The sequence below is a fragment of the Luteimonas campi genome (assembly GCF_051162505.1).
In the GTDB taxonomy this organism is placed as follows: domain Bacteria; phylum Pseudomonadota; class Gammaproteobacteria; order Xanthomonadales; family Xanthomonadaceae; genus Luteimonas.
The window spans coordinates 330,191-351,331 of sequence record NZ_JBNWEM010000003.1; the positions used below are offsets into that span (position 1 = coordinate 330,191).

Consider the following 21,141-nt stretch of genomic DNA (forward strand, 5'->3'; position numbering starts at 1 on the left):
TCCTGCGGGCACCTTCCCGCGATCCGACCGGAGCCGCGCATGGCGATCGAGAACGCCGCACCATCGACTGCAATCATCACCAACGACATCGTCGCTTTCGGCCTGATCACGGCCACGCTCGGCCTGATCTTCTGGCTGGCGAGCGGGCCCACACCGATGTGGAAGAAGTTCTTCGCCTGGGTGCCGGCGCTGCTGCTGTGCTACTTCGTCCCGGCGCTGTACAACACCGTTGGGCTGATCGACGGCGAGGGCAGCAACCTGTACTACCTGGCCAGCCGCCTGATGCTGCCCGCGGCGCTGGTGCTGCTCACCCTGTCGATCGACATCAAGGGCATCCTGCGGCTCGGGCCCAAGCTGCTGTTCGTGTTCTGCATGGGTACGCTGGGCATCGTGCTGGGGGCGATCGTCACCTTCCAGCTGATGGAGTGGCTGTGGCCGGCCGCGGTGGCGGGCGATACCTGGAAGGGCATGGCCGCGCTGTCGGGCAGCTGGATCGGCGGCGGCGCCAACATGGTGGCGATCCGCGAGATCTACGAAGTGGACGCGACCCTGTTCGGCCAGTTCGCGGTGGTCGACGTCGCCATCGCCAGCCTGCTGATGGCCACCCTGCTGTTCCTGGCCAACCGCTCGCAGCAGATCGATGCGCGCAGCGGCGCAGACACGCGCGCCCTGGACGAAATGCAGCAGCGTATCTCGGCGTACGAGGCGGCGAATGCGCGCATTCCAACGCTCTCGGACCTGATGGTGATCATCGCCTGGGCCTTCGGCATCGTCGGCCTGGCGCACGCCATCGCCGAACCCGCCTCGGCCTGGTTCAAGGCCAACGCGCCGTGGTCGGCGCAGTTCAGCCTGGATGCGCCGTTCGTGTGGATCGTGGTGCTCTCGACCCTAGGCGGGTTGTTGCTGAGCTTCACCCGCGTGCGCCGGCTGGAGAATGCTGGTGCATCGAAGGTCGGGACGGTGTTCCTGTACTTCCTGATCGCCTGCATCGGCATGCAGATGGACTTCCTGAAGCTGGCCAACCGTCCCGAGCTGGTGCTGATCGGCCTGCTGTGGATGTCGATCCACGTGGCCGTGATCTGGTACGCGGCCAAGCTGGTGAAGGCGCCGCTGTTCTACTTCGGCGTGGGCTCGATGGGCAACGTCGGCGCTGCGGCCTCGGCACCGGTCATCGCCGCGGCGTTCCATCCGACGCTGGCGCCGGTGGGCGTGCTGCTGGGCACGGTGGGCTATGCGACCGGCACCGTCATCGCCTACTTCCTTGGACAGGTGCTGCGGATGATGGCGGGGCAGTAGGGCGGCTCACCGCGGAGCCTGCGCCTGCTTTTCCCATGGGGCAGGCTGCTCCAATGCGTCCGGGTGATTTGTCGCGCAAGCTGCGAGGCTATCGGCTTCGGAGGGGCCGCAACGCCGCGGGAGGGGATGGCGCACCACTCGGGCAGACGTCCCTGTCCGCACTCGCGGCCGCGGTACATCCGCGCGCCGCTTGCGCCATCCCCTCCCGCGTCACCGCGGGCTCGCGTCCTGGGGCTCTCGCCTTCGGAGGGAGGGGCGCGCTCGCGTCTGTTGACGAGAGGCGACGCCCCGGATCGCGCAATCTGGCGGCGCGCGTGGCAGGGCGCCTTCTCGCGTTCGCCATGCCCCAGTCGCAAGCCAGGTGCTTGCCCGCACGCCACCCGCAACCGCCGACGCGGAGCAGTGGATGTGGCCTCCACGGTGGATCCGCTTGATCGGCGCCCGCGGGTGTGAAAGGAAACGGGGCCTCGCGGCCCCGTCCCTCGATCCAGCAGAAACAGCTGCCTCAGCAGCAGCGGAAGCCGCCGCGCCCGCCGTAGCGGGCCTCCTGGCGTTCGCGGAAGAAGGTCTTGTAGTCCATCGGCTCGCGGTCGGGATGCTTGTCCAGCATGTGCCGGACGTAGTTGTCGTAGTCCGGCACGCCGCAGCACAGGCGGGCGGTTTGCACCAGTCTTCGCCACACCACCTTGTGGGCGGCGAAGTGGTCCAGCGGGACGAGTGCGCCAGCCATCAGAGGTAGGCCTTCTGCTGCTCTTCGGTCAGCGCCACGTACGGCGTCTCGCGATCGGTGCGGGCCGCGCTGGCCCGGGCCTTGCGGATCGCGCCGATCGAGTAGAACAGCACGCTCAGCACCACCAGCAGGAACAGCGCGGTCAGGCCTGCGTTGACGTAGTTGTTGAACATGATCTGCGACATGCCGCCGACGTCGGTGGACGGTGCGATCAGCTCGCCGCGGCCGATGGCGTCGCGATAGCGGTTCGCCTGGGCGAGGAAGCCTACCGCCGGATTGGCGTCGAAGATCTTGATCCAGCCGGCGTAGGTGGTGCACACCAGCAGCCACACCGTCGGCACGATCGACACCCAGGCATAGCGGTCCTTCTTCATCTTGAACAGCACCACCGTGCACAGCATCAGCGCGATGCCGGCCAGCATCTGGTTGGCGATGCCGAACAGCGGCCACAGCATGTTGATGCCGCCCAGCGGATCGGTGACGCCCACGTACAGGAAGTAGCCCCACATCGCCACGCAGCCGGCGGTGGCGATCAGGTTCGGGCCCCAGGACTCGGTCTTGCGCATCGCCGGCACGAAGTTGCCCAGCAGGTCCTGCAGCATGAAGCGCCCGGCGCGCGTGCCGGCGTCCACCGCGGTGAGGATGAACAGTGCTTCGAACAGGATCGCGAAGTGGTACCAGAAGGCCATCATGCCTTCGCCTGGCAGCACTGCATGGAAGATCTGGGCGATGCCCACGGCCAACGTCGGCGCGCCGCCGGCGCGCGAGAGGATCGAGTTCTCGCCGATGTCGGCCGCGGTGGCGGTCAGGACCTCCGGGGTGACGGTGAAGCCCCAGCTGGAAACCACCTGGGCGGCGTTGGCCACATCGGTGCCGATCACCGCGGCCGGGCTGTTCATCGCGAAGTACACGCCCGGGTCGATGGTCGCCGCGGCCACCATCGCCATGATGGCTACGAAGGATTCCATCAGCATCCCGCCGTAGCCGATGTAGGGCGCGTGGCGTTCGTTGGCCAGCAGCTTGGGCGTAGTGCCCGAACTGATCAGCGCGTGGAAGCCGGACACCGCGCCGCAGGCGATGGTGATGAACAGGAACGGGAACATCGAGCCTTTCCACACCGGCCCGGTGCCGTCGGTGAACTGGGTCAGCGCCGGCATGCGCAGTTCCGGCATCACGATCAGGATGCCGATGGCCAGGCCGACGATGGTGCCGATCTTGAGGAAGGTCGACAGGTAGTCGCGCGGCGCCAGCAGCAGCCAGACCGGCAGCACCGCGGCGACGAAGCCGTAGCCGATCAGCATCCAGGTGATCTGGGTGCCGGTGAAGGTGAAGGCCGGGCCCCAAGTGGGATGCGCGGCGACGTCGCCGCCGAACCAGATCGCAGCCACCAGCAGCAGGATGCCGACCACCGAGATCTCGCCGATCTTCCCGGGCCGGATGTAGCGCATGTAGATGCCCATGAAGATCGCGATGGGGATGGTCGCGATCACCGTGAACATGCCCCAGGGGCTTTCGGCCAGCGCCTTCACCACGATCATCGCCAGCACCGCCAGGATGATGATCATGATCAGGAAGGCGCCGAACAGGGCGATGGTGCCGGGGATCTTTCCCATCTCCTCGCGCACTAGGTCGCCCAGCGAGCGCGCGTCGCGGCGGCTGGAGATCACCAGCACCATGAAATCCTGCACCGCGCCGGCCAGCACCACGCCGGCGATCAGCCACAGCGTGCCTGGCAGATAGCCCATCTGCGCGGCCAGCACCGGGCCGACCAGGGGGCCGGCGCCGGCGATGGCGGCGAAGTGGTGGCCGAACAGCACATGCTTGTTGGTCGGAACGAAATCCAGGCCGTCGTTGCGCAGCACGGCGGGCGTGGCGCGGGTGGGGTCGAGCCCGAGCACCCGGCTGCCGATGAACAGGCCGTAGTAGCGATAGGCGACCAGGTAGATGGAAACCGCCGCGATCACGATCCACAGGGCGTTGATCGATTCTCCGCGGCGCAGGGCCACCGTGCCCAGACAGAACGCGCCCAGCAGGGCCAGCAAGGCCCAGCCGATCTTTCCGAATCCAGACTTCATGGTCCAGCCTCGCGATGGGGGAGTGCCAAGTTGGGCTTTTACGCCGATCCGCGTCAATCGCAAAGCTGCGCCGCAGCGCGGCCGGCGCATTGGACTTTGGTCAAAGCGTGGCCGTTGCCTCGCGGCCGTTCAGAGCCAGCGCACCTTGCGCAGGTAGCGGTACAGCCCCAGCACCACCAGCGCCACCACGCCGATCAGGACCGGGTAGCTCCAGCGGCCGTGCAGCTCGGGCATGGCGTCGAAATTCATGCCGTACCAGCTGGCGATCAGGGTCGGCGCGGCCAGCAGGGCGGCCCAGCCCGCAAGGCGCTTCACCACCTCGCCCTGGGCCTGGGTGACCAGGGCCTGGTTGACGGTCAGCGCCGTGCCCAGCATCTCGCGCAGCACCTCGATGGTCTGGTTGATGCGCAGGCTGTGGTCGAGGACGTCGCGCAGGTACACCCGCACGTCCTCCGGGATCAGCGGGCTGCTGCTGCGCACGAGTTGCGACAGCACATCCTGCATCGGCGCCACGTTGACCTGCATGTAGGTCAGTTCGCGCTTGAGGTCGTAGAGCCGGATCACGGTGGAGCGGTCGAAGGACTCGCTGACGATGTCCTGCTCCAGCGCCGGCAGGGTGGCCTTGAACTCGTCGACGATCGGCAGGTAGTTGTCGACGATGGCGTCGAGCACCGCGTACAGGCCGAACGAGGGACCGAGCCCGAGCAGCTCCGGCTCGCGCTCCAGCCGCGCGCGTGCCGCCGCGTACGACAGCGAGGCGCCGTGGCGCACCGTCACCAGGTAGCGCGGGCCGAAGAAGACATGGGTTTCGCCGTAGACGATCTTCTGCGCGACCACCTGGGCGGTACTGGCCACCACGAACAGGGAATGGCCGTAGGCCTCGATCTTGGGGCGCTGGTGCGCCTTGTGCGCGTCCTCGACGGCGAGATCGTGCAGGTCGAACTCTTCCTGCAGGCGTTCGAGCACCGTGTCGTCGGGCTCGTACAGGCCGATCCAGGCGAAGCTGTCGGTATCGCGCGCCAGCAGCTCGCTGATCTCCGCCAGCGGGACGTCGCGATGCACGCCGTCGCGCGCATACACGATGCAGTTGATGACGCTGGGCGGGTTCGCGGCCGGTGGCTGTTCCATCGCCGCATCCTGCTCCAGCGCCGCACGGGCGGCAACTGCCGACCGCCTAGCCGAGGTCCGGGGCGCTACCGCGCAGCGAAGCGGAGCGCTCGCGGCAACGACATCGTGCGGTCCCCCTCCGCAATCGTCCCGATGGTGCGATGGCGTGCGTATGCAGGCGCGCGGCCGGATCGGAAGGGCAGCACGGCGGCGTCGAGGCGCTCGATGCAGGACGAGGACGATGCGTCGACGATGATCGTCACCGGATCAGGGATGCATGCCACGGGCGACAATGCATCGGCTGCCGCTTCCCGCACCGGCCGCGGACGGCATCCCGCCTGGTGCCTGAGGACGATCCGGCCGCGTTCAGCTGCGCCCGCGCAGCGCCAGCGCCCAGGCCAGTGCGATGTGCACCGGCACCACCAGCGCGATCCAGGGCGCATTGCGCTGAGGGAGCACCGGCAGCAGATGCAGGAACAGGGCCGCGACTGCGCACAGCGCCAGCGCCCAGGCCACGCTGCGGAACATGGCCCCGCCATCGCGTCCGCGCGCGATGCGCCAGCCGCCGCCGAGCAGCAGCAACGCCAGCGGCGGGAACAGCAGCAGGTTGTGGTTGGACCAGGCGAAGCGATGTTCGGTGAAGCCCCACAGGAACGCCATCAGCAGGCCGAGGATGCCCGCCAGCGTCCAGAACGCCAGCGCAGCCGCGGCAAGCATCGCCGGCCGGCGACGGCCCAGCGCCAGGATGCCTGCGCCGAGGGCGAGCCCCGCGAGCAGCCACGGCCACCACGCGCGCGGCGCTTCCGGCGGCTCGGGCGCCAGCCGGTGCGGCAGCAACTGCTCGGTGGACGACACCAGGGCGCGTCCGTCGGCCAGGCGGATCCCGGACAAGGCATCGGCCAGCCGCATCGGGACGAAGGCGTCCTGCCACAGTGAATTGGGGCGGTCGGCTGAGGGGCCGAGACCGAGGTCGAAGCCCAGCCACATCCACGGCGCGGGCGAGGCCAGGCGCACCGCATCGCCGCGGTAGGTGTTGCCGCGCGATCGGCTGGCGAGCTGGCGCTGCAGCGCGCCGTCCAGTGCGCGATCGAGCGCATCGCGCACGCGCGTGGAGCAGTTGTCGGTGAAGTAGTCGTAGCGGTAGACCGCATTCTCGGGCAGTGCGTTGTCCGCCAGCGCGGCGGCCAGGGCGCGCGCCTGCGCCGGATCCAGGTCCAGCCACTGCACCGACACGCCGCGGCCGACCTCGCGGTAGTAGGTCAGGTCCTGCGAGAGCGGCAGGGCCACCAGCCGGTAGCGCATGTCGCCGCGCACGAAGCGGGCAAGGAAATCCGGCTCTTCCAGGTCGAAATAGCCGAAGTTGTAGGACACAGGCTCGGCCCCTCCCGCCTCGTCGACGACGATCGCGTTGTGGCCGAAGCGCTCGAAGAAGATCTCGCCCGGCTGCATCGTCGCCACGCCGATGCGCGGCGCGGCCTGCGCGGGCAGGCACGCCAGCAGGAGCAGCAACAGCGTTGCCGCCGCCGCCCACGTGCGCCAGGACAGGGCCCGCGGCGTGGTCTTCGCGCGGCGCGGAGCGTCGACCCCGGCGCGGCGCGGCGCTTCGGCCACGGCGGCCGGCGTCACCTCACTCCGTCCCGTCGTCGGCATGCACGCTCACGTGCAGGGCATGCAGGCGGCGCGCGTCGGCGCGGGCGATGCGGAAGCCGAAGCGGCCGAGGGTCAGTTCCTCGCCGGCCTCGGGCAGGTGGCCGATCTCGGCTGTCACCAGGCCGCCGATGGTGTCGTACTCGTCGTCGTCGAAATCGGCGCCGAAACGCTCGTTGAAATCGGCGATCGGGGTCAGCGCGTCCACCACGTACTGGCCGTCCGCCTGGGCGGCGATCAGCGCCTCGGGATCCTCGGCATCGTCGTGCTCGTCGTCGATCTCGCCGACGATTTCCTCCAGCACGTCCTCGATCGTCACCAGCCCGGCCACGCCGCCGTACTCGTCGATGACGATGGCCATGTGGTTGCGCGACTGGCGGAACTCTCGCAGCAGCAGGTTGAGCTTCTTGGATTCGGGGATCAGCACCGCGGGGCGGAGTACTTCGTGCACCGTGCTCGGGCCGTTGTCGGCCACCACGCCGCGCAGCAGATCCTTGGCCAGCAGGATGCCCAGGATCTCGTCCTTGTCTTCGCCGTGCACCGGGAAACGCGAATGGCCCGACTCGACCACCTGCTTCATCAGGTCGAGCAGCCGGGCCTCGGCGGGCAGGGCCACCATTTGCGCGCGCGGCACCATCACGTCGCCGACGGTCATGTCGGACACGGCCAGCGCGCCCTCCATCATCCGCAGGGTGTCGGCCTCGATCAGGCCGTCGGAGTGGGTGTCGCGCAGCAACTCGACCAGGTCTTCGCGGGTGCTGGGTTCGCCGGAGATGGCTGAGCTCAGTCGCTCGAGCCAGCTGCGCCGTCTTTCCGGGATGTCGGCGGCGCTACTACTGTCGTCCTCGGACATTGCAGTAAGTGTTTGATTCGAAAATCGCCCGTGGTGGGCGGCGGAGCCAAGTCTACCCGGGTCCGGGCCACGGCCCAAATATTCAGCCCGGCACGCCGCGGTCGCCGCCGGGCGCCAGGAACAGCAGCGCATCGGCCTCGCGCCGGCGGCAGCGCTCCAGGAACTCGTGCGCGGAGGCAGGATCGCGGCAGTAGCGCTCGAAGGCGCGCCGGTCGATCCGGTAGTACTCCTCGTAGTCGGCCAGGCGGTTGGCGACCGGGATCGAGAGGTAATACTCGCCGGTGATCTGCTCGACGCCGAGCGCGTAGCGCAGCGCCGGATTCACGAACAGATCCTTGAATTGCAAGGATTTTCTCCTGATGGCGGCGGCGCGCGGGTCGACGGGGCCGGCGGTTCGGGGCCTTGGTACGGCGGCTGCCGCCCAGCCGCAGGGGCAGCGGGGTGAGCTTACGCCGGCGGGCGGCCCGCGTCGGACGGGGGGTTCTCCCACACGCCATCGCGCGCCCGCCCGACGGACGGCGGAAGACAGGGCGGGGATGCTGGGCTCCCACCCCGCGTCAAGGAGGACGCCCATGTCGCTTTCCCGTCTGGCCACCTGCCTGTTCGGCTGTCTGTTTCCCCTCGCCGCCGCCGCTGCGGACGACCGCGCATACGGCGACGCCACCGAGTACTTCCAGACCGACGAGCAGTACGAGGCATGGTTCACCTCGACCCGCAACCTGCGCCGCGACTTCGACTGGATCTGCGGCGACACCTTCTGCGAAGGCGAGTACACCAACATCCAGCCGCTGCGCTATCGCTGCTCGGTGCATCGCCTCACTGGGCGGATCGGCATGTGCGTGTGGACCTTCGCGGCCAGCCACGAGGAGATCGCGCAGGCGACCGGGCGGATCGGCGTGCAGCGCGCGTTCTGGCAATGCCGGACGCCGCTGGCTGCCGGCACCACGATCGACCAGTTGCTCGCGGCAATGGCGGTCGACGAGCCGCTGTATGCGCCGCTGCCCGGGCTGCAGCGCAGCGTGATGGACGGACTGATCGACTGCCTCTAAGGCTGGTCGTCCGGCAGCGAGTAGGGGTCGTCCAGGCCGAGGCCGGCGAGGATTTCGCGCTCGAGCTGCTCCATCGCGTCGGCCTCGCGGCTGTCCTCGTGGTCCCAGCCCAGCAGGTGCAGCACGCCGTGCACGGTGAGGTGGGCGTAGTGCGCGTTCAGGGCCTTGCCCTGCTCGCGCGCTTCGCGCGCCACGACCGGCGCGCAGATCACCAGGTCGCCCAGCAGCGGCATGCGCACGCCCGGCGGCAGGCCCTCGGGCAGTTCCGCGGGGAAGCTCAGGACGTTGGTCGCGTAGTCCTTGCCGCGATAGTGGCGGTTGAGGGCGCGGCCTTCCTTGGTGCCGACCAGGCGGATCGCCAGGTCGGCCTCGCGGATGCGTCCCGCAAGCGCGGCCGTGGCCCAACGACGGAACGACACCGCCGACGGCAGCCCCTTGCGCGGAAGCGCGTAGCCGACGGCGATGTCGAGACGGATCGGGCCCCTGGTCATGGTGGCCAGTCTAACCGGGCCGCTGCGCGCGGGTAGGGGCCGGCGTGCGACGCCTCAGGTCGAGGACGGCGCGGTCCCGTCCGCATCGCGGCGGTCGTAGGCATCGACGATGCGCGCGACCAGCGGGTGGCGCACCACGTCGCGCGCCTCGAAGAAGGTGAAGCTCACGCCGCCCACGTCGCGCAGCACCTCGATGGCGTCCTTGAGTCCGGACTTCACGTGGCGCGGCAGGTCGATCTGGGTCATGTCGCCGGTGACCACGGCGGTCGAGCCGAAGCCCAGCCGGGTCAGGAACATCTTCATCTGCTCGATGGTCGTGTTCTGCGCTTCGTCCAGGATCACGAAGGCGTCGTTGAGCGTGCGTCCGCGCATGTAGGCCAGCGGCGCGATCTCGATCACGTTGCGCTCGAGCAGCTTGAGCACCTTTTCCACGCCCAGCATCTCGTAGAGCGCGTCGTAGAGCGGGCGCAGGTAGGGGTCCACCTTCTGGCTGAGGTCGCCGGGCAGGAAGCCGAGCTTCTCGCCGGCTTCCACGGCCGGGCGCACCAGCACCAGGCGCTGCACGCGCGACTCGTTGAGCGCCTCGACCGCCATCGCCACGGCCAGGAAGGTCTTGCCGGTGCCGGCCGGGCCGATGCCGAAATTGATGTCGTGCTGCGAGATGGCGTGCAGGTAGCGCGCCTGGTTGGCGCCGCGCCCGCGGATGGTGCCGCGCTTGACCCGGATCGCCACGTCCTGCGGCGAGGTGTCGCCGGCGCGGTCGACGTTGGCCTCGTTAAGGCGCAGGTTGATCGCATTGCTGTCGAAGGTCTCGCTGGCCGCCTCCTCGTACAGGTCGCGCAGCAGGCGTTCAACCTGCGCCACCGCCTTCGCGTCCGGCCCGGAGACGCGGAACACGTTGCCGCGGCTGGCGATCTGGACCCCGAGCCGGAGTTCGATCTGCCGCAGGTGGCCGTCGAAGGGGCCGGCAAGGTTGGCCAGCCGTTCGGTGTCGGCCGGGTCGAGGGTGAAATCGCGCTGGGTCTGGTCTGCCATAGGCGGCGCAGGGTAGCGCACCCGAGCGCGACGCCCCGTCGGTGGCGGTAGTGTTCAGCGGGCGTTCGTCCATTAATTGATCGACCAATTAATATCCCAGGCATGGACGAAGAGGCTGTCGGTACCCGTACTGCCAGGCCCAGCCGGCCGCCCCAGCGCGCGCCCGGCCGGCCGCCCGGCGACGCCGACCGCCGCGCCGCGGCCCTGGACGCCGCCCTGGGCTGCTACGTGCAGCGCGGAATCGCGGCCACCACCCTGCGCGACATCGCGGGCGCCGCCGGAGTGACCCCGGCCCTGCTGCATTACTACTTCGGCGATGCGGCCGGCCTGCGCGAGGCGGTCATCGCCGAGCGCCTGATGCCGGTGTTCGCGCGCGTCCGCGACGCCCTGCTGGGCATGCCGGACGCCCCGATGCGCGAGGTGCTCGCCGTCTTCGTCGACACGCTGTGCGCGATGGTGCGCGAGCACGCCTGGCTGGCCCCGCTGTGGATCCGCGAAGTGGTCAGCGAGGGCGGCAGCCTGCGCGAACTGCTCGTCCACGATCTCGCCCCTCAGATCGCCCGGGTGCTGGCCGACCGCTTCGCCGCCGAGCAGTCCGCCGGCCGCCTCAACCCGGCGCTGGACCCGCGCCTGCTGATGGTCTCGATCGTGGGGCTGACGCTGTTCCCGGCCGCCGGCACTCCGATCTGGCGGCAGATCTTCGACAGCGCGGACCTCGGCATCGACGACATCCGCCAACACGCGCTCGCGCTGCTCCTGCGCGGGCTGGAGCTTCCGCAATGAGCCGGTCCACCTTCCATCGCGTGCGGACCGCCGGTCTGTGCGTCGCCCTCCTGCTGCTGGCGGCCTGTCGCCACGACGCGCCCAGCGCCCTGGGCACGCTCGAGTACGACCGCATCGCCCTGCCGGCGCCGGCAGCCGAGCGCATCGTCGCGATCGACGTGCGCGAGGGCGAGCGCGTCGAGGCCGGCGCCCGCATCCTCAGCCTCGAGCAGGTCCGCGGCGACGCACAGCTGGCGGTCGCCGAAGCCGAGGCCGCGCGCCAGCGCCAGCTCCTGGAGGAGCTGCGCAACGGCGCGCGCCGCGAGGACATCGACCAGCTGCGCGCCAACCTGGCCGCCGCCCAGGCGCAGGCACGCGACGCGCGCGCCTATTCGGCGCGGCTGCAGCCGCTGGGCTCGCGCCAGCTGGTCGCCGCGTCCGAGGTCGACCGCGCCCGCGCGGCCGCAGCCAGCGCCGATGCGCAGGCCGCCGCGGCACGCGCCGCCCTGGCCGAGGCCGAGAGCGGCGTGCGCCCCGAGCAGATCGCCCAGGCCGAATCGGCGCTGGCGGCAGCCGAAGCGCAGCTGCGCGCGCAGTCGGTGACCACCGGCAAGCTGGACGTGGTCGCGCCGCGCGCCGGCCGGGTCGACAGCCTGCCCTACCGGCTCGGCGACGAACCCGCACCCGGCGCGCCGGTGGCGGTGATGCTGGTCGGCGATGCGCCCCATGCCCGTGTCTACGTGCCCGAGCCGCTGCGCGCTGGCGTGCAGGTGGGCGATACGGCGACCGTGCACGTGGGCGCCGATGGGGGCCGCAGCTATTCCGGCCGCGTGCGCATGGTGCGCAGCGAGCCCACCTTCACCCCGTACTACGCGCTCACCGGCAAGGACGCCGCGCGCCTGAGCTATCTGGCCGAGGTGCAGCTGGAGGGCGAGGGTGTGGCCGAGCTGCCGGCCGGCCTGCCGCTGCGGGTGGAATTCGCGCAGTGAACGGCGCGACCGGAAGCCCGTCGACCGATGCCGGCGAGCGTGAGCCCGCCATCCGCGCGCGGGGGATGGTCAAGCGCTTCGGTGCGCTGACCGCGGTCGACCACGTCGACCTCACCGTGCCGCGCGCCCATGTCTACGGCTTCCTCGGCCCGAACGGCTCGGGCAAGTCCACCACGATCCGCATGCTGTGCGGACTGCTGACCCCCAGCGGCGGCGAGATCGAGGTGCTCGGCCTGCGCATTCCCGAGCAGGCCGACGCGCTGCGCCTGCGCATCGGCTACATGACCCAGAAGTTCTCGCTGTTCGAGGACCTCACCGTGCGGGAGAACCTCGAGTTCCTGGCCGCGGTGTATGGCCTGTCGCGCGCCGACACGCGCGCGCGGGTGGACGAACTGCTGGGCCTGTACCACTTCGAGGATCGTCAGAAGCAGCTTGCCGGCACCCTCAGCGGCGGCCAGAAGCAGCGTCTGGCGCTGGCGGGCGCGGTGATCCACAAGCCCGAACTGCTGTTCCTGGACGAGCCGACCAGTGCCGTGGACCCCGAGTCGCGCCGCGACTTCTGGGAAAAGCTTTTCGAACTGGCCGACGCCGGCACCACGCTCCTGGTCTCGACCCACTACATGGACGAGGCCGAGCGCTGCCACCGCATCGCCATCCTCGATCGCGGGGTGCTCGTCGCCGATGGCGCGCCGGGCGAACTGGCGGCACGGCTGGACGATCGCAGCGTCGAAGTGCATGCCGCGCAGCCACGACGCGCCCAGCAGGTGCTCTCGCGCCTCCCCGGCGTGCTCAGCGTCGCCCAGATCGGCAACAGCCTGCGCGTGCTGTCGGCGCCGGGCCGCGACAGCGCGGACGCGGTGTCGCGCGCGCTGCGCGAAGCCTCGCTGCCGGCCGAGGTGCGGCCCTCTGCGGCCAACCTCGAGGACGTGTTCGTGGCCGCCACCCGCGGACGTGACCGGGCGGGCGCGGCATGAAGTCCTGGCGACGGCTCTGGGCGGTGGTGCTCAAGGAACTGCGCCAGATCCGCCGCGACCGCATCAGCATGGTGATGATCGTGGCGATCCCGGTGATCGACCTGCTGCTGTTCGGCTACGCGATCAACTTCAACCCGCGCAACCTCGACGCGATGATCGTCGACCAGGCCAATACCGCGACTTCGCGCGCCGCGGTGATGGACATGCGCGCCACCGGCATCATCGAGATCACCGGCGTGGGCGACAGCCCGGCCCAGGCCATGGACCAGCTGCGGCGTGGCCGGATCAGCGCCGCGATCGTGCTGCCGCCCGACTACGAGCGGCGCCTGGCCGACGGCCGGCCGGCGGTGCAGGTGATGGTCGACGGCACCGATACCGTGGTCCAGGCCGCGGCGGTGCAGCTGGCGCAGCTGCCGCTGGAGGCGGTGAACGGACGCCGCGTGCAGGCGCCGCCCGCGCAGATCGAGGTGGTGAGCTTCTACAACCCCGAGCGCCGCTCGGCGGTGAGCATCGTGCCGGGGCTGATCGGCATCATCCTGACCATGACGATGACCATGTTCACCGCCATGGCCCTGGTGCGCGAGCGCGAGCGCGGCAACATGGAACTGCTGATCGCCACCCCGCTCAGCCGCGCCGGGCTGATGATCGGCAAGGTGCTGCCCTATGCGGTGATCGGGCTGGTGCAGACCACGCTCATCCTTGTGCTGGGCATCTGGATGTTCGACGTGCCGCTGCGCGGCAGCCTGCTGGATGTCTACATCGCCTCGCTGCTGCTGATCCTGGCCAACCTGGCAATGGGCCTGCTGATCTCGACCCGCGCCAGCACGCAGTTCCAGGCGATCCAAATCGCAATGTTCGTGTTCCTGCCGTCGATCCTGATCTCGGGCTTCATGTTCCCCTTCGCCGGCATGCCCGACGTGGTGCAGTGGGGCGCGGAGGCGCTGCCGATGACGCATTTCCTGCGCCTGGTGCGCGGGGTGATGCTGCGCGGTGCCAGCCTGGCGGAGCTGTGGCCCGGCGTGCTGGCGCTGCTGGCCTTCACCGGAGTCACGATGACGCTGGCGATCCTGCGCTTCCGCAAGCGGCTGGACTGAAGTCGTCGTCGCCGCAGGCGTGCATCCGTCACGCTTCGGTATCCGCTGCGGCGCCGACTGGGGTCGGCCCCAGCTGCGGCGGCGTGCGCGGTGGCGCTAGCGTGTTCGCGCAGCCGCGCCGACCGGCGCGGCGTTCGTGTTCACGGAGGCACGCGATGACGACCGCTACCGACCATGGCATTGATGCGAGCACGGGCAGCGGCAGCGTGTCCGCGGCGGCCGCCCAGGCGGCGGTCGACACGGCCGCGTCGCGGCGCGAGCAGGAGATCCGCACCGGGCTGCAGAACAACCCGCAGGCGCTGCAGGCGCTCGACCGGCTGGTCGCCGGCCTCTCCGTGCATGCGCTGGACGATGCGCGCATGGTGCAGGCGCTGGACGACTTCATGGCCGCGCCGAACGCGGCGACCGCGGCGTTCGTGGAAGGGCGCATCGCGCAGGAGCTGGGCGTGGATCCGTCCGCCGCGCACGCGCTGGTCTCGCCCGACGCGGGCACGCTGACGATCGACGGACAGACCTACGCCATCGATCATGGCGCGCTGCTCGATGCCGACGGTCGCAGCGTGGGCAGCATCACCAACGACGGCCTCGTGCGCCTGGATGGCGAGGAGCAGGCGCGCAACGTCTACACCGACCTGGGCGCACGCGTGCAGCTGCGTGAAACCATCGACGGCGAACTGTCCACCCTGCTCGACCTGCATCCGGCCGATCGTCGCGGCCGGCTCGACGAGGCCAACGTCAACCGGGAGTTCGCCGACCGCGTGAAGGACACGCTGGTGCGTGCGCGCCAGGAGGGCATGGCGATGCAGATGGACCTGGTCTACCGCACCTTCGCGCACCAGGACCAGCTGTATGCGCAGGGTCGCACCGAGCCCGGGCAGCGCGTCACCGGTGCGCGCGGCGGCCAGTCCTGGCACAACTACGGCCTCGGCGCGGACGTCGTGTTCAGCACGCCGAACGGGCAGCCTTCGTGGCCCGAGGACGGCAACTGGACCCGTTACGGCCAGATTGCCGAGGACCAGGGGCTGACCTGGGGCGGGCGCTGGCGCAACCCGGACCGGCCGCATGTCGAATACCACCCGGGCTTCGGCGCCAGCGATGCGGGCGGCTTCGTCAGCACGCACAACCGCGAAGGCCTCGAGGCCGTCTGGGACCGCATGGGCATCGGTCAGCAGCCGTGAGGCCTGTCCCGCTCTGGCACACTCCCACCGCATGAAGAAGACCCCATTGCAACGCCGCGGTGCAGGCGTGCCGTGGCTGCGCGCCGCGACCTGCGCCGCCGCGGCCCTGCTCGCGGCCTGCGCTGCGTCCGGCACCAGCGACCAGGCGACGGCGCAGCCCGCTCCGGCCGGCCAGCCGGCCGATACGGCCAAGGCGCAGCTGGTCGATCCACGGCCGTTGCCCGGCGCAGGCGCTGTCGCCTTCCATCCCGCGCAGCCCTGGCTGGCATGGGCTGCGGGCGAAGCGGTACGGATCCTGCCGCTCGACGCAGCCGCCACCGGTGAGCGCCGCCTGGACATCGCCAGCTGGGTGGCCGACCTGGGCTTCAGCCCGGATGGCGCGCTCTGGGTGATCGCGGATGTGCCGCAACTGTGGCGCGACGGCGAGATCGTGTGCCGCGCACAGGGCGTCGAAGCCGACCGCCTGCTGGCGGTCGACGACGCCGGTGCGGTGGTGGCGGCGTATTCGCATTCCGACGGGGTGGGCATGCTGCGCCGCCAGGTCTGGCTGGATGCGCAGTGCGGCGTCGCCGACGAGCGCATCGCGCCGCTGCCGGCCGGGGTGCAGGACGCGGAGGCCGATCCCGGCGCGCCACTGGGGCGCGCCACGCTGCAGCCGCTGCATCCGGATCCCGCGGATCTCGCCGCGGGCCTGGCGAGCGTGCGTCTGCCCGCTGGCGCCGGCGTGAGCGGCGCGCTGCGGGTGTCTTCCGATGGCCGGTGGTGGGTGTTGGAAGGGGCGCAGGGGCGCACCTTGTGGCGCCTCGACCGCCCCTGAGCGGAAGGCTCTCCGGCAAGCGCCAACGCGCGACGGACGCGGCCGTTGCGAGGCCGTCCTCAGCCGCTCTCCCCAAGCGCATGTGCGGCGTGCCGCCGGTGGATGACCGGGCGGGGGCCGCACGTCGCGCCCATCGCGCTAGGCCGAGTCGATCCCCGCCACCCGGCCGCGCAGCGAATTGCTCATCGCCTCGGTGATCACCACGTCCACGAACCGCCCCACCAGGCGCGGTGGGGCCGGGAAGTTCACCGAACGCATGTTCTCGGTCTTGCCGGTGAGCTCGGCCGGATTCTTGCGCGATGGTCCTTCGACCAGGACGCGCTGCACACTGCCCACCATCGCCTGCGAGATCCGCGCCGCATTGGCGTTGATCGTGGCCTGCAGTCGCGACAGGCGCGCATGCTTGACCTCGTCGGAGACATCGTCCGGCAGGTCGGCGGCGGGCGTGCCGGGGCGGCGCGAGTAGATGAAGGAGAACGACTGGTCGAAGCCCACGTCCTCGATCAGCTTCATGGTCTTCTCGAAGTCCTGGTCGGTCTCGCCGGGGAAGCCGACGATGAAGTCCGAGCTGATCGAGATGTCCGGACGCACATCGCGCAGCTTGCGCAGCTTCTGCTTGAACTCGATCGCGGTGTAGCCGCGCTTCATCGCCGCCAGGATGCGATCGCTGCCCGACTGCACCGGCAGGTGCAGGTAGTTGGCCAGCTGCGGCACGTCGCGGTAGGCCTCGACCAGCGAGTCGGAGAACTCCAGCGGATGCGAGGTGGTGAAGCGGATCCGGTCGATGCCGTCGATTTGGGCGATGGTGCGGATCAACAGGCCCAGGTCGGCCAGCTCGTCCGTGCCCTCCATCGCGCCGCGATAGGCGTTGACGTTCTGGCCCAGCAGATTCACCTCGCGTACGCCCTGGCCGGCCAACTGCACGATTTCCACCAGCACGTCCTCGAACGGCCGGCTGATCTCGGTGCCGCGGGTGTAGGGCACCACGCAGAAACTGCAGTACTTCGAGCAGCCTTCCATGATCGAGACGAAAGCCGACGGGCCTTCGGCGCGCGGCTCGGGCAGGCGGTCGAACTTTTCGATCTCGGGGAAGCTGATGTCCACCTGCGGCCGCCGCTGCTCGCGGCGGGCGCGGATCAGCTCCGGCAGGCGGTGCAGAGTCTGCGGGCCGAACACCAGGTCCACGTAGGGCGCGCGCTTGACGATCGCCTCGCCTTCCTGCGAGGCCACGCAGCCGCCCACGCCGATGATCACCTCGCGGCCGCCGGCCTTGAGCGCCTTCCATCGTCCCAGCTGGCTGAACACCTTCTCCTGCGCCTTCTCGCGGATCGAGCAGGTGTTGACCAGGACCACGTCGGCTTCCTCGACGTTGGTCGTGAGTTCCAGGCCGTCGCTGGCGGCCAGCACGTCGGCCATGCGCGCCGAGTCGTACTCGTTCATCTGGCAGCCGTGGGTCTGGATGAAGAGCTTGCCGCGGGCCGCGACGGGGGCGGCTTCGGTCTTGTCGGCGAGGATGGGCAGTTCGATCATGGGCGTTTCCGGGGCGCGGCGGTGAGTCCGGGCCGGATGGGTGGGACGGCCCCAGGCCACCGCGCCAGGCGCGATGTCCGGGCCGGCGTGCGGCAAAGGGGGCGCCAGTGTAAGGGGCTGCCGCGGCGACGCGGGTGGGCGTCCGCTTTCCAAACCGTGCGCCGTTTAACAATCAAGGACTTGGCAGGGGTGGCAGCAAGGGTGGACACTGCGCGCATGAAAGGGGGAAGGGGACTCGTCGCGATCCTCGGGTTGGCGCTGATCGCGCTGGCCGCGCCGTCGTGGGCGGGCACCATCTACCGCTGCGATACCGCGGACGGGACTCGCAGCTACGTCAGCAAGCGGGTCAAGGGCGCGAGCTGCGTGGCGGTGAGCAACTACCGCAGTGCGCCATCGCGCTCCTCCTCGCGACCGGCCGCGGTGCCGGGTGCGGGCAGCGCCTCGCCTGCCAACACCGTTGCCGGGTCGCCGGCCACGGTCCACAACAACCCGCCCGCCACCTTCATGGGCGGGGGCAGCGCGACGCCCGCGCCGCGCCCGGTCGCGGTTTCCGCGCCCGCGGCGCAGTCCAGCCGGAGGCTGCAGCAGGGCCAGGTGTATTCCTACGTCAAGGACGGTGTGCGCCACTACACCAGCCAGCGTCCGCGCGGGGGCGCTGGCGCGACCGCGGTCCGCACGATCAACTACAGCTTCTTCGAGACCTGCTATGCCTGCGCGCCGCTGCCGGGCGTGAATTTCGGCAACGTGCGGCTCAATACGTCCGCCTATGCGGCCGAGATCCGCTCCGCGGCCAACGAGTTCGGCGTGGAGGAGGCGATCGTGCGCGCGATCATGCATGCCGAATCGGCCTTCAATCCCAATGCGCTTTCGCGCGCAGGCGCGCAGGGGCTGATGCAGCTGATGCCCGCCACCGCGCAGCGCTTCGGCGTGACCAATGCCTACGATCCGGCGCAGAACATCCGCGGCGGAGTGGAGTACCTGGCCTGGCTGCTGAAGCGGTTCAACGGCGACCTCACCCTGGCCTCGGCCGGCTACAACGCCGGCGAGGGCGCGGTCGACCGGCACAAGGGCGTGCCGCCCTACAGCGAGACCCAGCGCTACGTGGTCCGCGTGGCCCAGCTCGCCGAACGCTACCGCGGGCATGTCGCGGCCAACTGAGCCGCAAGGGCGGCTGGCGGAGGCGCCCGGCATGAGGCGCGGCTAGCCGGGAGGCGTCCGGGCGTCTGCCCACGCGGTACGGCGCTGCCGGTCGCCTGCTTTTCCCACCGCGTCCCCTCACGGCATCGGCGCGGCTCGCCGCGCGGGTGGCCGGGGCGCGGCTTTGAGCCGTCGCGCCACCGGCGTCCTGCCGGGTCTCGCCACCGCGCCGCGATTTCCTCCGTCGCGCGAAGCGGAGGCACGTCGCCAACCTGGCTGCGGGGCCGGTCCCCGGCTTCCGGCGGCCTGCGGCAAGCACCTGATTGCGCAGGCAAAGCAGGCGTCGCGGAGGTGCAGACGTTGTCGCCGCATTCAGCGTTCCGCTACACTTCGGCGTTCTTTGCGCGCCAGCCTCCGGGGACGGGGCGCGCGCGGCAGCCACTTGAAAACAGCTACCTCAGAAGTTTCGCGGAGAGCCGGATGGCCAACGAAGCGGTATACGACCCCGACGACGGGGCACCCGACCACCTGGGCCGGCGCAGGTTCCTGACCGCCACCACGGCGGCGGTCGGCGCGGTAGGGGCCGGTTTCGCGGCCGTCCCGTTCATCAAGTCCTGGAACCCCAGCGCCCGGGCCCAGCTCGCCGGCGCGCCGGTGACCGTGGACATCAGCGCCCTGCAGGACGGCCAGCGCCTGATCGTGGAATGGCGCGGCCAGCCGATCTGGATCGTCAAGCGCTCCAAGGCGATCCTGGACGCGCTGCCGACGCTGGACGGCCTGCTGCGCGACCCGAAGTCGGAAAACGTCGACCAGCAGCCGGCCTACATCAGCGAGGCCAGCCCCGAACTGCGCTCGCTCAAGCCCGAGGTCTCGGTGCTGGTCGGCCTGTGCACGCACCTGGGCTGCTCGCCGGAAATGGTCGCCGAGATCCGTCCGGCGCCGTTCGATCCGGAGTGGAAGGGCGGTTACTTCTGCCCTTGCCACAAGTCCAAGTTCGACATGGCCGGTCGCGTCTACCAGGGCGTGCCCGCGCCAACCAACCTCGTGGTGCCGCCGCACCATTTCGCCGACGACAACACCATCGTCGTCGGCGTCGACCCGGGAGCGGCATGAGATGAGCAACATGATCCAGCGCGGCGTCAATGGCGTGTGGGACTGGTTCACCCTGCGTGCGCCGGGCTTCTCGCCGTTCTACCGCAAGCACATGTCGGAGTACTACGCTCCGAAGAACTTCAACATCTGGTACATCTTCGGCGTGCTGTCGATGGTGGTGCTGGTCAACCAGATCCTGACCGGCATCTTCCTGACGATGCACTTCAAGCCGAGCGCGGAGGAAGCCTTCGCCTCGGTCGAGTACATCATGCGCGACGTGGAATGGGGCTGGCTGATCCGCTACATGCACAGCACCGGCGCCTCGATGTTCTTCATCGTGGTGTACATCCACATGTTCCGCGGCCTGATGTACGGCAGCTACCAGAAGCCGCGCGAGCTGGTGTGGATCCTGGGCATGCTGATCTACCTGGTGCTGATGGCCGAGGCCTTCCTGGGCTACGTGCTGCCCTGGGGCCAGATGTCGTTCTGGGGCGCCAAGGTGATCATCTCGCTGTTCGGCGCGATCCCGGTGATCGGCAACGGCCTGACCGAGTGGATCATGGGCGACTACCTGCCCAGCGACGCCACGCTGAACCGCTTCTTCGCGCTGCACGTGATCGCGCTGCCGCTGGTGCTGCTGCTGCTGGTGGTGCTGCATATCGGCGCGCTGCATGAAGTGGGTTCCAACAACCCCGACGGCGTCGAGATCAAGAAGGGGCCGAAGGGCAACCGCTGGTCGAAGACCGCCCCAGCCGACGGCGTGCCGTTCCACCCGTATTACACGGTGAAGGACAGCTTCTACGTCTGCTTCTTCCTGATCGCATGCGCGTTCGTGATCTTCTTCGCGCCCGCGTTCGGCGGCTGGTTCCTCGAGCACGACAACTTCACCGAGGCCAACCGCCTGGTGACGCCCGAGCACATCAAGCCTGTGTGGTACTACACGCCCTACTACGCGATGCTGCGCGTGGTGCCCGACAAGCTGGGCGGTGTGCTGGTGATGTTCGGCGCGATCGCGATCCTGTTCGCGGTGCCGTGGCTCGACCGCGCCAAGGTCAAGTCCTACCGCTACCGCGGCCTGATGTCGAAGGTGCTGCTGGGCCTGTTCGCGATCAGCTTCATCTGGCTCGGCAAGATCGGCGCCGGCCCCGGTACGGACCCGGTCGAGACCATCGTCGGCCGCTTCCTCACCGCCTTCTACTTCCTGTTCTTCCTGACCATGCCGCTGTGGACGGCGATCGACAAGACCAAGCCGGTGCCGGAACGGGTGACGACGCATGACTAAGAC

General features: G+C 69.8%; 20 protein-coding genes. 11 read left to right on the forward strand and 9 right to left on the reverse strand.

Annotated elements, in window-relative coordinates; translation table 11 throughout:
• The first annotated feature begins 39 nt into the window (after window positions 1-39).
• Window positions 40-1,296 carry a DUF819 family protein gene (locus ACQYVW_RS11435; RefSeq protein WP_434934993.1) on the forward strand — a complete coding sequence of 419 codons (1,257 nt, stop codon included), beginning with the start codon at window positions 40-42 and terminating at the stop codon, window positions 1,294-1,296.
• Window positions 1,297-1,801: 505 nt separating this feature from the next.
• Here the strand turns inward: ACQYVW_RS11435 and ACQYVW_RS11440 are convergent.
• The 6 genes from ACQYVW_RS11440 to ACQYVW_RS11465 form a co-directional block, all read right to left on the reverse strand.
• The gene (locus ACQYVW_RS11440) at window positions 1,802-2,026 is read right to left on the reverse strand and encodes a YbdD/YjiX family protein (protein WP_434934995.1); all 225 of its coding nucleotides are present in this window, start codon (window positions 2,024-2,026) and stop codon (window positions 1,802-1,804) included.
• Window positions 2,026-4,101: a carbon starvation CstA family protein gene (locus ACQYVW_RS11445; protein ID WP_434947073.1), complete on the reverse strand. Its 2,076-nt coding sequence runs from the start codon at window positions 4,099-4,101 to the stop codon at window positions 2,026-2,028. The genes ACQYVW_RS11440 and ACQYVW_RS11445 overlap by 1 nt, the downstream gene beginning before the upstream one ends.
• Before the next feature lie 129 nt (window positions 4,102-4,230).
• Window positions 4,231-5,229 carry a magnesium and cobalt transport protein CorA gene (locus tag ACQYVW_RS11450; protein WP_434934999.1) on the reverse strand — a complete coding sequence of 333 codons (999 nt, stop codon included), beginning with the start codon at window positions 5,227-5,229 and terminating at the stop codon, window positions 4,231-4,233.
• 345 nt (window positions 5,230-5,574) lie between these two features.
• Entirely contained in the window at window positions 5,575-6,720 is a 1,146-nt protein-coding gene (locus ACQYVW_RS11455; RefSeq protein WP_434947214.1) for a lipoprotein N-acyltransferase Lnb domain-containing protein, read from the reverse strand.
• A 115-nt stretch (window positions 6,721-6,835) separates the two neighbouring features.
• Window positions 6,836-7,708, reverse strand: a complete 873-nt coding sequence (locus tag ACQYVW_RS11460; RefSeq protein ID WP_434936730.1) for a CorC family transporter — start codon at window positions 7,706-7,708, stop codon at window positions 6,836-6,838.
• Between the two features lie 82 nt (window positions 7,709-7,790).
• Window positions 7,791-8,054: a hypothetical protein gene (locus ACQYVW_RS11465; protein ID WP_434947074.1), complete on the reverse strand. Its 264-nt coding sequence runs from the start codon at window positions 8,052-8,054 to the stop codon at window positions 7,791-7,793.
• 226 nt (window positions 8,055-8,280) lie between these two features.
• Between ACQYVW_RS11465 and ACQYVW_RS11470 the strand changes: the two genes are divergently transcribed.
• Entirely contained in the window at window positions 8,281-8,757 is a 477-nt protein-coding gene (locus ACQYVW_RS11470; RefSeq protein WP_434947075.1) for a hypothetical protein, read from the forward strand.
• Here ACQYVW_RS11470 and ybeY read toward each other — a convergent pair.
• A complete protein-coding gene (gene ybeY / locus ACQYVW_RS11475; RefSeq protein ID WP_434936725.1) occupies window positions 8,754-9,248 on the reverse strand; it encodes an rRNA maturation RNase YbeY in 495 nt (164 codons plus the stop codon). The genes ACQYVW_RS11470 and ybeY overlap by 4 nt on opposite strands.
• Before the next feature lie 54 nt (window positions 9,249-9,302).
• Window positions 9,303-10,283, reverse strand: coding sequence for a PhoH family protein (locus ACQYVW_RS11480; protein WP_434936723.1), 981 nt, complete (start codon window positions 10,281-10,283; stop codon window positions 9,303-9,305).
• Between the two features lie 102 nt (window positions 10,284-10,385).
• Here ACQYVW_RS11480 and ACQYVW_RS11485 point away from each other — a divergent pair, with 102 nt between their 5' ends.
• The 6 genes from ACQYVW_RS11485 to ACQYVW_RS11510 all read left to right on the forward strand — a co-directional run bounded on the left by ACQYVW_RS11485 (window position 10,386) and on the right by ACQYVW_RS11510 (window position 16,097).
• Window positions 10,386-11,066, forward strand: a complete 681-nt coding sequence (locus ACQYVW_RS11485; RefSeq protein WP_434947076.1) for a TetR/AcrR family transcriptional regulator — start codon at window positions 10,386-10,388, stop codon at window positions 11,064-11,066.
• Window positions 11,063-12,034, forward strand: a complete 972-nt coding sequence (locus ACQYVW_RS11490; RefSeq protein ID WP_434947077.1) for an HlyD family secretion protein — start codon at window positions 11,063-11,065, stop codon at window positions 12,032-12,034. Before ACQYVW_RS11485 ends, ACQYVW_RS11490 begins: the two co-directional genes overlap by 4 nt.
• 65 nt (window positions 12,035-12,099) lie before the next feature.
• Window positions 12,100-13,008 carry an ABC transporter ATP-binding protein gene (locus ACQYVW_RS11495; RefSeq protein ID WP_434947215.1) on the forward strand — a complete coding sequence of 303 codons (909 nt, stop codon included), beginning with the start codon at window positions 12,100-12,102 and terminating at the stop codon, window positions 13,006-13,008.
• Window positions 13,005-14,102 carry an ABC transporter permease gene (locus tag ACQYVW_RS11500; RefSeq protein WP_434947078.1) on the forward strand — a complete coding sequence of 366 codons (1,098 nt, stop codon included), beginning with the start codon at window positions 13,005-13,007 and terminating at the stop codon, window positions 14,100-14,102. Before ACQYVW_RS11495 ends, ACQYVW_RS11500 begins: the two co-directional genes overlap by 4 nt.
• 155 nt (window positions 14,103-14,257) lie before the next feature.
• Window positions 14,258-15,280, forward strand: coding sequence for a M15 family metallopeptidase (locus tag ACQYVW_RS11505; protein WP_434947079.1), 1,023 nt, complete (start codon window positions 14,258-14,260; stop codon window positions 15,278-15,280).
• A 31-nt stretch (window positions 15,281-15,311) separates the two neighbouring features.
• A complete protein-coding gene (locus ACQYVW_RS11510) occupies window positions 15,312-16,097 on the forward strand; it encodes a hypothetical protein (protein ID WP_434947080.1) in 786 nt (261 codons plus the stop codon).
• 138 nt (window positions 16,098-16,235) lie between these two features.
• Here the strand turns inward: ACQYVW_RS11510 and miaB are convergent, their stop codons facing one another.
• Window positions 16,236-17,627 carry a tRNA (N6-isopentenyl adenosine(37)-C2)-methylthiotransferase MiaB gene (miaB, locus tag ACQYVW_RS11515; RefSeq protein WP_434947081.1) on the reverse strand — a complete coding sequence of 464 codons (1,392 nt, stop codon included), beginning with the start codon at window positions 17,625-17,627 and terminating at the stop codon, window positions 16,236-16,238.
• A gap of 216 nt (window positions 17,628-17,843) precedes the next feature.
• Here miaB and ACQYVW_RS11520 point away from each other — a divergent pair, with 216 nt between their 5' ends.
• The 3 genes from ACQYVW_RS11520 (at window position 17,844) to ACQYVW_RS11530 (ending at window position 21,138) form a co-directional block, all read left to right on the forward strand.
• Entirely contained in the window at window positions 17,844-18,785 is a 942-nt protein-coding gene (locus tag ACQYVW_RS11520) for a lytic transglycosylase domain-containing protein (RefSeq protein WP_434947082.1), read from the forward strand.
• Between the two features lie 459 nt (window positions 18,786-19,244).
• Window positions 19,245-19,877 carry a ubiquinol-cytochrome c reductase iron-sulfur subunit gene (gene petA / locus ACQYVW_RS11525; RefSeq protein WP_434947083.1) on the forward strand — a complete coding sequence of 211 codons (633 nt, stop codon included), beginning with the start codon at window positions 19,245-19,247 and terminating at the stop codon, window positions 19,875-19,877.
• Window position 19,878: 1 nt separating this feature from the next.
• Window positions 19,879-21,138 (forward strand): cytochrome b, encoded by a 1,260-nt coding sequence (locus tag ACQYVW_RS11530; RefSeq protein ID WP_434947084.1) that lies wholly within the window; start codon window positions 19,879-19,881, stop codon window positions 21,136-21,138.
• Window positions 21,139-21,141: the final 3 nt, after the last annotated feature.

Excerpts from the sequence above, each read along its gene's own strand:
- ACQYVW_RS11470 (WP_434947075.1), top strand. The coding sequence starts at position 8,281 with ATGTCGCTTTCCCGTCTGGCCACCTGCCTGTTCGGCTGTCTGTTTCCC.
- ACQYVW_RS11435 (WP_434934993.1), top strand. The coding sequence starts at position 40 with ATGGCGATCGAGAACGCCGCACCATCGACTGCAATCATCACCAACGAC.
- petA (WP_434947083.1), top strand. The coding sequence starts at position 19,245 with ATGGCCAACGAAGCGGTATACGACCCCGACGACGGGGCACCCGACCAC.
- ACQYVW_RS11480 (WP_434936723.1), bottom strand. The coding sequence starts at position 10,283 with ATGGCAGACCAGACCCAGCGCGATTTCACCCTCGACCCGGCCGACACC.
- ACQYVW_RS11440 (WP_434934995.1), bottom strand. The coding sequence starts at position 2,026 with ATGGCTGGCGCACTCGTCCCGCTGGACCACTTCGCCGCCCACAAGGTG.
- ACQYVW_RS11485 (WP_434947076.1), top strand. The coding sequence starts at position 10,386 with ATGGACGAAGAGGCTGTCGGTACCCGTACTGCCAGGCCCAGCCGGCCG.
- ACQYVW_RS11450 (WP_434934999.1), bottom strand. The coding sequence starts at position 5,229 with ATGGAACAGCCACCGGCCGCGAACCCGCCCAGCGTCATCAACTGCATC.
- ACQYVW_RS11445 (WP_434947073.1), bottom strand. The coding sequence starts at position 4,101 with ATGAAGTCTGGATTCGGAAAGATCGGCTGGGCCTTGCTGGCCCTGCTG.
- ACQYVW_RS11460 (WP_434936730.1), bottom strand. The coding sequence starts at position 7,708 with ATGTCCGAGGACGACAGTAGTAGCGCCGCCGACATCCCGGAAAGACGG.
- ybeY (WP_434936725.1), bottom strand. The coding sequence starts at position 9,248 with ATGACCAGGGGCCCGATCCGTCTCGACATCGCCGTCGGCTACGCGCTT.
- ACQYVW_RS11520 (WP_434947082.1), top strand. The coding sequence starts at position 17,844 with ATGAAAGGGGGAAGGGGACTCGTCGCGATCCTCGGGTTGGCGCTGATC.
- ACQYVW_RS11495 (WP_434947215.1), top strand. The coding sequence starts at position 12,100 with ATGGTCAAGCGCTTCGGTGCGCTGACCGCGGTCGACCACGTCGACCTC.
- ACQYVW_RS11505 (WP_434947079.1), top strand. The coding sequence starts at position 14,258 with ATGACGACCGCTACCGACCATGGCATTGATGCGAGCACGGGCAGCGGC.
- ACQYVW_RS11530 (WP_434947084.1), top strand. The coding sequence starts at position 19,879 with ATGAGCAACATGATCCAGCGCGGCGTCAATGGCGTGTGGGACTGGTTC.
- miaB (WP_434947081.1), bottom strand. The coding sequence starts at position 17,627 with ATGATCGAACTGCCCATCCTCGCCGACAAGACCGAAGCCGCCCCCGTC.
- ACQYVW_RS11490 (WP_434947077.1), top strand. The coding sequence starts at position 11,063 with ATGAGCCGGTCCACCTTCCATCGCGTGCGGACCGCCGGTCTGTGCGTC.
- ACQYVW_RS11510 (WP_434947080.1), top strand. The coding sequence starts at position 15,312 with ATGAAGAAGACCCCATTGCAACGCCGCGGTGCAGGCGTGCCGTGGCTG.
- ACQYVW_RS11500 (WP_434947078.1), top strand. The coding sequence starts at position 13,005 with ATGAAGTCCTGGCGACGGCTCTGGGCGGTGGTGCTCAAGGAACTGCGC.